Annotated in this window: 11 protein-coding genes; 6 read left to right on the forward strand and 5 right to left on the reverse strand. The window is 41.9% G+C overall.

Features of this window, described 5'->3' with window-relative positions; all coding sequences use genetic code 11:
- The first annotated feature begins 75 nt into the window (after positions 1-75).
- Positions 76-1134 carry an AAA family ATPase gene (locus FTV11_RS10790; RefSeq protein WP_180065789.1) on the forward strand — a complete coding sequence of 353 codons (1059 nt, stop codon included), beginning with the start codon at positions 76-78 and terminating at the stop codon, positions 1132-1134.
- 52 nt (positions 1135-1186) lie between these two features.
- Here the strand turns inward: FTV11_RS10790 and FTV11_RS10795 are convergent, their stop codons facing one another.
- Positions 1187-1597: a PH domain-containing protein gene (locus FTV11_RS10795; RefSeq protein WP_180025935.1), complete on the reverse strand. Its 411-nt coding sequence runs from the start codon at positions 1595-1597 to the stop codon at positions 1187-1189.
- 181 nt (positions 1598-1778) lie between these two features.
- Positions 1779-2861 (reverse strand): diguanylate cyclase domain-containing protein, encoded by a 1083-nt coding sequence (locus FTV11_RS10800; protein WP_180025934.1) that lies wholly within the window; start codon positions 2859-2861, stop codon positions 1779-1781.
- Here FTV11_RS10800 and FTV11_RS17140 point away from each other — a divergent pair.
- Entirely contained in the window at positions 2860-2985 is a 126-nt protein-coding gene (locus FTV11_RS17140; RefSeq protein ID WP_257220820.1) for a hypothetical protein, read from the forward strand. The genes FTV11_RS10800 and FTV11_RS17140 overlap by 2 nt on opposite strands.
- A gap of 256 nt (positions 2986-3241) precedes the next feature.
- Here the strand turns inward: FTV11_RS17140 and lpxO are convergent, their stop codons facing one another.
- Positions 3242-4156 carry a lipid A hydroxylase LpxO gene (lpxO, locus tag FTV11_RS10805; protein ID WP_078190472.1) on the reverse strand — a complete coding sequence of 305 codons (915 nt, stop codon included), beginning with the start codon at positions 4154-4156 and terminating at the stop codon, positions 3242-3244.
- Positions 4157-4626: 470 nt separating this feature from the next.
- Between lpxO and fadB the strand changes: the two genes are divergently transcribed.
- The 3 genes from fadB (at position 4627) to FTV11_RS10820 (ending at position 9053) form a co-directional block, all read left to right on the forward strand.
- The gene (gene fadB / locus FTV11_RS10810) at positions 4627-6780 is read left to right on the forward strand and encodes a fatty acid oxidation complex subunit alpha FadB (protein ID WP_180073983.1); all 2154 of its coding nucleotides are present in this window, start codon (positions 4627-4629) and stop codon (positions 6778-6780) included.
- Between the two features lie 12 nt (positions 6781-6792).
- The gene (fadA, locus tag FTV11_RS10815) at positions 6793-7965 is read left to right on the forward strand and encodes an acetyl-CoA C-acyltransferase FadA (RefSeq protein WP_168379008.1); all 1173 of its coding nucleotides are present in this window, start codon (positions 6793-6795) and stop codon (positions 7963-7965) included.
- 368 nt (positions 7966-8333) lie between these two features.
- Positions 8334-9053 (forward strand): hypothetical protein, encoded by a 720-nt coding sequence (locus tag FTV11_RS10820; RefSeq protein ID WP_180066934.1) that lies wholly within the window; start codon positions 8334-8336, stop codon positions 9051-9053.
- A 149-nt stretch (positions 9054-9202) separates the two neighbouring features.
- Here the strand turns inward: FTV11_RS10820 and tehB are convergent, their stop codons facing one another.
- The gene (gene tehB / locus FTV11_RS10825) at positions 9203-10075 is read right to left on the reverse strand and encodes an SAM-dependent methyltransferase TehB (RefSeq protein WP_180062998.1); all 873 of its coding nucleotides are present in this window, start codon (positions 10073-10075) and stop codon (positions 9203-9205) included.
- A 297-nt stretch (positions 10076-10372) separates the two neighbouring features.
- Here tehB and FTV11_RS10830 point away from each other — a divergent pair, with 297 nt between their 5' ends.
- Positions 10373-10993 (forward strand): hypothetical protein, encoded by a 621-nt coding sequence (locus FTV11_RS10830; RefSeq protein WP_168379005.1) that lies wholly within the window; start codon positions 10373-10375, stop codon positions 10991-10993.
- Between the two features lie 53 nt (positions 10994-11046).
- Here the strand turns inward: FTV11_RS10830 and FTV11_RS10835 are convergent, their stop codons facing one another.
- Positions 11047-11361 carry a GGDEF domain-containing protein gene (locus FTV11_RS10835; protein WP_180073984.1) on the reverse strand — a complete coding sequence of 105 codons (315 nt, stop codon included), beginning with the start codon at positions 11359-11361 and terminating at the stop codon, positions 11047-11049.
- Positions 11362-11470: the final 109 nt, after the last annotated feature.

Raw genomic sequence — 11470 nt, forward strand, 5'->3', positions numbered from 1 at the left:
CTGATTGTTAAAAGCTATTAATGCAAAATTCTAAATTTGCTATGCTCAAAACATCCCGCTTTAGGAACATGATGCATGACGAACGCCAATCCCGCCATCCATGTCGTACACCCGACAACTTCGACGCATAGCACTGCTGAAAAAAACCGTTTGATGGGTAAGCCGCGTTTTCATTTTGAACCGCATGACGTTATGCAACACCTAAAGCAACGGATCATTGGACAAGAAGCAGCATTAGACGAAATTGAAAAAATGCTGCATGTGGTCAAGGCTGATTTTTCCAGTCCTGAACGACCGCTCTCCGTAACCTTAATGCTTGGACCGACAGGTGTTGGTAAAACCGAAACTGTGCGTTTAATCAGTGAAGTGATTTATGGCCGACCTGATGCCTTTTGCCGTATTGATATGAACACGCTCGCACAGGAACATTATGCGGCTGCCATTACTGGCGCGCCTCCGGGCTATGTCGGTTCTAAAGAAGGCCATAGTTTATTTGATGAAGTTGCCATTGCAGGTAGTCATACCCGACCGGGCATCGTGCTTTTTGATGAACTGGAAAAAGCGTCAACCGAAGTGCTTCGCGGCTTAATGAATGTGCTGGATAGCGGAAAATTAACCCTAACCTCAGGTACAAAAACCATCGACTTTCGTAATTGTATGATCTTTATGACCAGCAATGTCGGTGCACAAGCGGCACAGCAATATCTAGATAAGTTAAATTTTTTACCCGAAAAAATACAGAAGGTTTGTCTCAAACGCGTGCCGGTCAGCAGCATTATTGAAAAAGTCATGCAACGTAAATTCGACCCTGAATTTATTAACCGTATTGACCGTGTACTGCAATATCAACCCGTTCAAGATGATGCCTTGCCCCGTTTGGTGGAGATTGAACTGGAAAAACTTAATCAACGCCTACAACATCAAAAACGCAGTATCAAACTCACAGATGCAGCCAAAGCACATTTTTATCAGAACCATGATATTCGTTATGGCGCACGACATTTAGCACGAAAAATACGAGTAGAACTTGAGCCAATTTTGGCGATGTATTTTTTACAGTATCCTGAACAAACTCAATTACACTTAGATGCACAACACGACAAGTTGGTGATCACCGACGAACTTAATTCATAAAAAAGCACGTGATCGCGTGCTTTCTATTGATTTTAAGCAACCAAATTGATAATCAACTTAAGTTGATGCCCAATGCCTGCGCAAAAGCTTGCTGGTCTTTGGGTGAAACCATGACAAATTTGGCTTTCCCCTCCTGCACATATTCGATTTTTAAACGTTTAATCGAAAGCGCAGGCGCAGCAGATAAATCCTGACTTGGACTAACGCGCTGAATCTCGACCAATGGAATACGCCAACGCACAAACATGCTGCGGATATTCAAATGTGTTTTCGTGATTTGATAACGCGTATTGAAAGGCCACCATAAAATCAGCACCGTCAACACGTACACGGCGGTATGAACAGGATATTGCTGCATGGTACCTTTAGCTTGCATCGTCAGTAATAATTGAATGAGCAAGCCACTCATACAAATAATAAATGCGACCACCCACCAATCTTTTTTTGAACGAAAAACTTGCATCTTATCCCCCATCAACAGCTTTTATTCTATACAAGATTTTGAAGGATGCATCTGCTATTTCAGCTTTATTTTTTGCAGGAAATAAGCATATTTATCACATTATTTCCAGGAAGATTAAGACCCATTTAGCTCAAGTTTTGCAATTCATCCATTGTCATTTTTGACATTCTCTAGGCTCAGATCACGCTTCTTTCGACATGGGTTGTTCCTGCAAACGTTTATAATTCTTTTTCTCTTGATACATTTTAGCATCGGCTTGTTGTACTAAGCTCATCGCATCTACATAGCCTTGCTGATGGTCTGTTTGACACAACCCAATACTTAAACTTAAGCCTGCTTCCATTTCAGCCACTGCTTCTAATAAACGCGGGATAAAACTCCCTTCCACATGCTTTTCACTACATCCGGGCAAGACCAAACAAAATTCGTCTCCGCCATAACGGAAGCAATGATCATCCGAACGTGCAACCGACTTTATGGCCGCAGCAACCATTTGTAGTACCTGATCTCCACGTGGATGACCTTGTTCATCATTGATCTTTTTAAAATCATTGATATCAATAAACACTACTGTCACAGGTTCATGATTACGCTGTGCGGTATATAAAATACTGGTCAATAAGGTCGATAAATGCCGGACATTTAACAGTCCTGTTAATGGATCGCGCTGTGAAAGCTCTTCCATTTCTTGTGCACGAAACTCTAGCGCATGCGCATACTGTTCCATTTTTTCACGGGAGATCTTCACCTCATTAATCAAACTCCATACATAGGTTTCCACCACCAATGTAGTATCGAACATAAAGAGCTTTTCCAACGTGTTAATAATCCGCTGATATTGTTCCGTATCATTAAAGGTACGCTGAATTAAGCGAAACAACATGGTCTTTAGGGTATGTACCGCAGAGAGATACAACTTCGGCTCTACACCAATGCGCTTATGAACCAAACCAATCCGTAAACGGTTATTCACATACGCGCTGTCATAGCGCCCGGAAAATAAATCCAATAAATATTGATGCTGCGCGCGTTGCAAACGCTTCAAGGTATCAAGATCACCAATCAAAGTGGCAATTTCTGGAATTGAGGTCTGATTTTCATAAAATTCATCAACCATACTGTCGAGTATCGGCGCCACAATCCCACCAATCGAAGCCAATTCCGCCAGCTCTAAATCAGTCAAGCCAAGCAACTGTTTACGTCGTTCTATATCTTGCATCGAAATATGCATTTGATGCATCAATGTTTGGTTGGTTGCTTTCATGAATCGGATCCCCTTCCCGCCAAATCAATCCCTTCAGGCGTTTAAACAGGGTTTCTATGCAGTAGGTCTTCATGCCTGCATGCAAAGCTTCAACCGTTCACCTTTGGGTTTTGGCTATCATTGATGATGACGCTTTTCTTTCAGCTCAACGGTTTTGCATGGGCTTAAGTTCGGACGTCAACATCATATTCCTCGTCTATTGGCTCACTTTTTCTGGCTTATTCTGGTTCTAGCTTATTCTGGCTAACACTATTTCTGCTTTTTGCAGATTTGCTCTGCATAATTATTTTTATTCTGCTTGCACGATAACTGATATTTTGCTGACTGTCAGCATAAAAAAACGCCCCTAAGGGCGCATTTTTTCAATATTTATTCTACTTTTAAAATAAATATGGGCGTACAAAAATCAGGAAGAACAGCCCCAACATTAGGAACCACTTTAAAAAGTAATACAGTGAACGATTGGTTTTTTTCAAGGCTTTGGCTTTTATACGAATTTGATAGACATAGCCAAATACTTTATTTAAACCACCCGTTTTATCACCGCTTTCATTCGGTGAACTCGCAGCAGTCATGACATTTTTACCAAACCAATGGTTAAAAGCTTCCATCCACTTTGACTTTAATGGCCGTTCAACGTCTGCAAAGAAAATAATCCGGTTCTGATCCGTTTTATTTTCAGCATAGTGAATATAGGTTTCATCAAACACCACACTCTCGCCGTCACGCCATGAGTACCGCTGACCATCGACATCAATAAAACAACGGTCATCATTCGGCGTTAGTAAGCCCAAGTGATAACGCAATGAACCGGCATAGGGATCACGATGACGGACTAAACGACTGTCAGGCGCCAACTCAGTAAACATCGCGGCTTTAATAGTGGGTAGATTTTTTAACAAGGCCGTAGTTTTTGGGCAAAGTTCAGCAGCCGAAGGATGGGCTGAGTCATACCATTTTAAATAAAAGCGTTTCCAACCTGTTTTAAAGAACGAGTTAAATCCAAGGTCATCATAAGTACTCGATGCTTTGATGCCCCCTTTTTCATATAAGGCCTTGGCTTCATCACGAATCATTTCCCAGTTTTCATCTAAGACTTTTAAATCTTTAAAATGCTGCGTGTCAATATAGGGTTGGCTCGGCACTTTTGAAAACATGTACATGAGAAAATTGATCGGTGCGAGCAATGTCGAATGATCAAAAAACTGACGATAAAATGAATGACGGACTTTACCGCGTTGCTGGATATAAAACGCAGAAATGACAAAGACCGCCAGGATAATCCACTTAATCATATGAGGACCTGGTGCTAATAAGCATTGTGCTTAATAAAAAATTAACTTTTGAGAACGCGGCGAGTATAGCATAGTGCTCAGTGACGCTTAAATAAGCAGCATAGAACACTGTGTCTCAGCAAAGATGGATGACAATAGTAAAAGTGAATTGACCATTCTGCCGAAAAATACACTTGCTTTTTTCTTGATTTTTTCTTTCGCATCTCAATCTATAGCTTACATTTATAAAAAATGTGAACTGAAACATAAGCTTCAACATATTTAATCAGAGCGATAGCGTTTAAAGGCAGATCCGAAGGCTATTTCCAAAAGAAATTTTGATGACCCTAGCGTCACGGCTTGATACAACTTGTTATGTTCTTTTTAGATATAGTTATCGTAAGATTAGCGAGGCATAAAGTGTACGCAGGAACCGCGTACTCGCTTCACAACATCAACTTAGAAGTCCTCCAAAATAAAGGAGATCAGGCATGATCCACGCTGGCAATGCCATTACCGTCCAAATGCTTTCGGACGGAATTGCAGAATTCCGCTTTGACTTACAAGGTGAGTCGGTCAACAAATTTAACCGCGCAACAATTGAAGATTTTAAAGCTGCAATTGACGCTGTTAAAGCAAACGGTGACATCAAAGGTTTAATCGTTACTTCAGGTAAATCTACATTTATCGTGGGTGCAGATATCACTGAATTCGGTGAAAACTTCGCTCAAGGCGAACAAGCGATTGTGGATTGGGCATTGCCTGTTCACGACATCTTCAATGCGTTTGAAGATCTAAACGTTCCTAAAGTTGCTGCAATCAATGGTATGGCATTGGGCGGCGGTTTTGAAATGTGCTTAGTGTGTGACTATCGTGTGATGTCAGAAGCTGCACAAGTTGGCCTTCCAGAAATCAAACTTGGTATCTACCCTGGTTTTGGTGGTACGGTTCGTTTAAGCCGTGTGATTGGTATCGACAATGCGGTTGAATGGATGGCAATGGCTGCGCCGAAAAAGCCTGCTGCTGCGCTCAAAGACGGTGCTGTTGATGCAGTTGTTGCTGCAGACAAACTACAAGACGCTGCAATTGACCTTGTGAAACAAGCGATTGCTGGCCGTGTAGACTGGAAAGCAAAACGCCAAGAAAAATTAGATCCTGTTAAATTGAACATGCTTGAACAAATGATGGCATTCAATACAGCGAAAGGTGCAGTTCTTGCAAAAGCAAATCCTGCTCAATACCCAGCGCCAAAACTTCTTTTAGACTCATTACAAGCAGGTGCAAGCCTTCCACGTGATGAAGCATTGAAAATCGAAGCGCAAGGTTTTGCTAAAGCGGCTGTGACTCCACAAGCAGGTGCGTTAATTGGTTTATTCCTTAACGACCAAATTGTGAAGAAAACTTCGAAGAAATATGAAAAAGGTGCTCACCCTGTCAACCAAGCTGCTGTACTAGGCGCAGGTATCATGGGTGGTGGTATTGCTTACCAAGCGGCAAGCAAAGGCACACCAATCATCATGAAAGACATTGGTAACCCACAATTGGCGTTAGGTATGTCTGAAGCGAACAAATTGTTGACTAAACAAGTTGATCGCAAAAAAATGACTGCGGCGAAAATGGGTGAAACTCTTGCCCGCATCCGTCCGACTTTAAGCTATGACGAGTTTAAAGAAGTGGACATCGTGATTGAAGCAGTAACAGAGAACCCGAAAGTAAAAGGTATTGTACTGGCTGAAACTGAGAAAAATGTTCGTGACAACACGATCATTGCTTCGAACACGTCAACAATTTCAATCACACGTTTGGCTGAAAACCTACAACGTCCTGAAAACTTTGTTGGTATGCACTTCTTTAACCCAGTTCACATGATGCCATTGGTTGAAGTGATCCGTGGTGAAAAGACGTCTGCTGAAGCGATTGCAACCACTGTAGTTCTTGCTCAGAAAATGGGTAAAACACCAATCGTTGTCAATGACTGCCCGGGCTTCTTGGTAAACCGCGTATTGTTCCCTTACTTCGGTGCATTTGACCTTCTACTGAAAGACGGAGCTGACTTCCAGCAAGTTGATAAAGTGATGGAAAAATTCGGCTGGCCAATGGGTCCTGCTTACCTCATCGACGTTGTGGGTATTGACACAGGCGTACACGGTGCGGAAGTAATGGCAGAAGGCTTCCCTGACCGCATGAAGCCAGACTACAAAGGCGCAACTTTAACCATGTACGAAAACAAACGTCTTGGTCAAAAGAATGACGTTGGTTTCTACAAATACGAACTTGACCGTAAAGGTAAGAAAGCCAAAGTGGTTGATCCAGTGGCTTACGAACTTGTGGCTTCTGTTGCAACTGCGGAAAAACGTGAATTTGACGCTCAAGAAATCATTGACCGTATGATGCTGACGTTCTGTAACGAAACTGTTCGTTGCCTAGAAGACAACATCGTAGCGACTGCTGCTGAAGCAGATATGGCGATGATCATGGGTGTAGGTTTCCCTCCATTCCGTGGTGGTCCATGCCGTTACATCGACCAAACAGGTGTCGCTGAATACGTAGCGCTTTGCGACAAATATGCGTATTTAGGTAAGGCTTATGAAGCGCCACAAATGTTGCGTGACATGGCTGCTAACAACAAAAAATTCTACGGTTAAGGAGCAACGTGAATGGCTACTTTAAATCCACGTGACGTTGTCATCGTTGATGGCGTACGTTCAGCAATGGGTAAAACCAAAAATGGTATGTTCCGTAACGTACGTGCTGACAGCTTATCTGCTGAATTAGTACGCGCGCTTGTTGCTCGTAACCAGTTTGATACCAATGAAGTTGAAGACGTAATTTGGGGCTGTGTAAACCAAACCCTAGAGCAAGGTATGAACATTGGTCGTAACATTGCATTGTTAGCAGACCTACCACGTACTGTTGCAGGTCAAACGGTTAACCGTCTTTGTGGTTCTTCTATGCAAGCAATCCACACAGCGGCTGCGCAAATTGCAACCAACCAAGGTGATATCTTCATCATTGGTGGTGTAGAGCACATGGGTCACGTTGGCATGATGCACGGCATCGACATCAACCCAGAAGCGTCTAAGCACTATGCAAAAGCGTCTAACATGATGGGCTTAACGGCTGAAATGTTAGGTCGTATGAACGGTATTTCTCGTGAAGAACAAGATGCGTTTGGTGTTGAATCACACCGCCGTGCTTGGGCTGCAACACAAGAAGGTCGTTTCAAAAATGAAATCGTGGGCGTTGAAGGTCACGATGCAAATGGTTTCAAAATCCTGTGCGATATCGATGAAGTGATTCGTCCTGATGCAAACCTTGAAGCATTCCAATCTTTACGTCCAGTATTCGATCCGAAAGGCGGTACGGTAACTGCTGCAACATCTTCAGCTTTGTCTGACGGTGCTTCTGCAATGTTGCTGATGTCTGCTGAACGTGCTCAAGCTTTAGGTCTTAAGCCACGTGCTGTGATTCGCTCTATGGCAGTTGCAGGCTGTGATGCTGCGATCATGGGTTATGGTCCTGTACCAGCAACTCAAAAAGCGCTTAAACGTGCTGGCTTGTCTATCGCAGACATCCAAACGTTTGAATTGAACGAAGCGTTCGCTGCGCAAGGTTTGTCTGTTCTTAAAGGCTTAGGCATTTATGACCAACAAGACCGTGTGAACTTGAACGGTGGTGCGATTGCATTGGGTCACCCATTGGGTTGTTCTGGTGCGCGTATCACAACGACTTTGCTGAACGTTATGGAACAGCAAGATACACAAATCGGTCTTGCGACGATGTGTATCGGTCTTGGTCAAGGTATCGCGACTATTATCGAACGTGTTTAATTTTTAATTAAATACTGAGATAAAAGAAACCCCGCTTATTGCGGGGTTTTTTATTTGTTAACTAAACTCTCATGAATACATACTGGAAGCCCCTTCTCCCTCTGGGATGAGCAGCATGCGCCACAAGAGGATGAGGGAAATTTTTCATATAAATCCTCTCCCTGAGCGGTATTCTGCGCAAGTCTCCTTAAAAGGAGAGGGAATGTCCATTGTGAAGTAAATTTTGTTCAAAAATCTTCAACAAAAACCGTGCTAAACAACCCTTAAAAAACGTCTTAGCATATTTAAAATTTAAAACGTTAATTCTCGATTTTCAGCGATTTTTGAATTATGGTAAGGCCTGAACCAAAACTTAAATATGCATAACAATGATAAATAAACGACTTCACTACCTCATAAAGATGAGCTGCCTAAGCACTTTTATTTTTCTTACAGCTTGCGTTACAAATAATCAAATCGGTGAACTCTCCCGTGATCTGTTTCAAAAATATGAAACAAAATATGCATGGAGAACAATCCTTGAAGATGATGTGATCGCATTTGGCAAACCCGCTAAAGCAATACCCAATGAACCAATCGATAGCATCGTAGTCGCAGGCAATAAATACAGCTATGTGATCAATAAAGGCGGTGCTGATTTTATTCAACTGATAAGCCAACTCAATCCACAATATATTCGTCTCCATCGAGAACTTGACTTTAATTCTCCGAGCCCGAACAGCACTAAATTTAGCGGAAGCTTTAAATTTTATTATGCGCCTCCCAATGGAACACTAAGTCCTACGGAAAGGGCATTATTCAACCAATATGGCGTAGCACCATGTGATTGTTCAAAGGCAGAACAGCAAGATCATCTCTTTAACTTAGAAATTGCAGGTACGGTTTACCCAAAAGTTGCGAATGCCGCAGATTTAAAGCCCTTAAGCCATCCATATAAGATCCGTATCCAGCATTACGAAGACCAAAGTGGCTATGTCAAAAAGTCAGGGCAGGAAAAATTGGCAGAATTACCACTATTGCCTTTAACACTCACAATCGACATCATTCAATTGCCTTTAAAAGCTTTAGGCTTTATTTATCAGCCTTAAATCAGAGTATGATCATATTCAATTGGTTGAATTTTCTAAGTACACATACACCCTGACTAACTCAAAAATGGTTCCCTTTTTTCAGTTTAAGTAAAGTAAGTGTTGAGTTGATCCCCAACTCTTCAACTCAACATCCTACAATTCTTGGCTTAAATTTTCTGCGCCAACAACGTCGCAAAATGCTGTTGAATTCGCTGCCCTTCAGCATCCACCCGATGCAGCTCACCGACATTTTCATTGTATTTCACAATATTCCAGCCTTCATACAACGCACTTAACTCTCCTGCTTTAAAGCTAAATGGAAAGTCAGGCTGCGCAGGTAAATCAGGTGTATCCATAGCGCAAACTATCAGGTTATAGCCATTTACACTTGTCGCTTGCTGCATCTGCTGAATCAGTGGCTTCACTGTCTTGGCCTCTAAAAACATCATCACCACGGTACAGCAAATAAAATCATATTTCCCCGTAATGCTTTGGTCTGCATTTAAATCACGCTGCTGTACATGAATATTTTCAATACCTTCCGCAGCGATCACCTCTTGCAGCTTGTGCAAACTGTGTGGATTGACATCCCATGCATCCACCTCAAAGCGCTGCTCAGACAGCTGACTTAAGTACAGCGAATTACGCCCCTGCCCACAGCCGACATCCAAAGCACGACCACCTTGCAAATATGGTGTTGCTGCCAAAATTTCTGAATGTGTTGGACTGAGCTGATACTTCTTATAAAAATAGTCCTGTGCTAAACAATAAAAACTTAACTGACATTGCACATCATCACTCGCAGACACAATCTTGTGCCACGCCTGCGGTTCGATAAACGGCGGTGGCTGATCTGGGCTAAATACATGCGTGGAAAGGATATTTCCAGACGCATCTAACATGGCAAAATTTACTTCACCTTGCAGTACGGTGAGTTTTGCCCAAGTGCCTGCTTTGGTATTGTGCTGTTGTTTAAAACCTTGTGGAATCGACTGCTGCGTCCACACAGGGAGCTGTTTATAACAAATAAGCTGCTGCATCTGATGTTATCCCTCATGCGACTTTATTTTTATGCCATACCAATGGCAGAAATATATATTCACAATAACGGCTTTAACAGTGATTTTAAATCAGCTTTGAATTGAAAATTTCGAATGCTGTGCAATGCACGCTGTTTTTGTTTGTTTTTCTGCGTTACACCATGTTATCCGTTTGTAACATTGGTGGAATATTCACACAATTAAATCCCTCACTCTGTGCCGTGTAACCTAAGCGCTGTTGATAAGGCATAAAATTTACAATGCCTTATTTTAACTAAGTTTTATAGAGTGATGACTATGAACGCGATCAAAACTACTTTAGCTGTTGCTTTAGTTGCTGCTACAACTTCTGCTATGGCAACTACTGCTGTAGAACAAAAACCTGCGACTGCTGTTGAAGTTGTAAAAGCTCAAGCTGCACAAGCGAAAACTGCAACTGTAGCTGCTGCTCAAGCAACTAAAGATGCTGCTAAAACTCAAGTGGCTGTTGCAGAAAAAGCGACTCAAACTAAAACTTTAACAGTGAAAGAAACCACTAAAGCAAAAACTGCTGACATGAAAAAAGCAGTTGTAGAAAAAGCAGCAGCAACTAAAGAAACTGCAGTTGCAGCAAAAGATGCAACTGTAGAAAAAACTGTAGCGGCTAAAGACGCTGTTGTTGCAAACACTGTTGCAGCAAAAGACGCGACTGTAGCAAAAACTGTAGCAACTAAAGATGCTGTCGTTGCAAAAACTGTTGAAGCAAAAGATGCAGCTGTAGAAAAAGCAACTGATGCAAAAGAAGCTGTTGAAACTAAAACTGAAGAAGTAAAAGCTGAAGCGAAAAAAGACTGCGCTAAAAAATGTGCAGAGAAAAAAGCTGAAGCAGCTAAAGCTGAGAAAAAAGGTTTCTTTTCTTGGTTCAAAAAAGCAGCTTAATCGTTGATTAAATGCAAAAAAAGATGCCTTCACGGCATCTTTTTTTTGCCCATTTAGACTGCAATACTGCTTTCTGCCAACGGAATAATCTTTTGATAAACAAACTGATTTTTCCCTTGTGATTTCGCCTGATATAGGCAGGCATCGACATGTTGTAAAGTCGTGGAGTAATTGGACAAACTCAACTGTTGAAACTCGGCCAAGCCCATACTAAAGCTGACATCTAGCCTTAATTGATCTTTTCGAAACGGCACATGTTCGCAGCGTTCCAAAATTGTTTCACACAACATTTTACCCTGCTCCAAATCGGCACCTTCGAGCAAAATTAAAAATTCTTCACCGCCCCAACGACTAGGGTCTGTTGACATTTGTTGATTAAAAAAATAGCGAGATAGTAAAATTAAATCGCCAAACCCAATTTTACACTCGCTATGCCTCGAACAATGCTAAATGATCAACACTGGTCCAAGTTACTTG

The sequence above is a fragment of the Acinetobacter sp. YH12231 genome (assembly GCF_013417755.1).
Classification (GTDB): Bacteria; Pseudomonadota; Gammaproteobacteria; order Pseudomonadales; family Moraxellaceae; genus Acinetobacter; species Acinetobacter amyesii.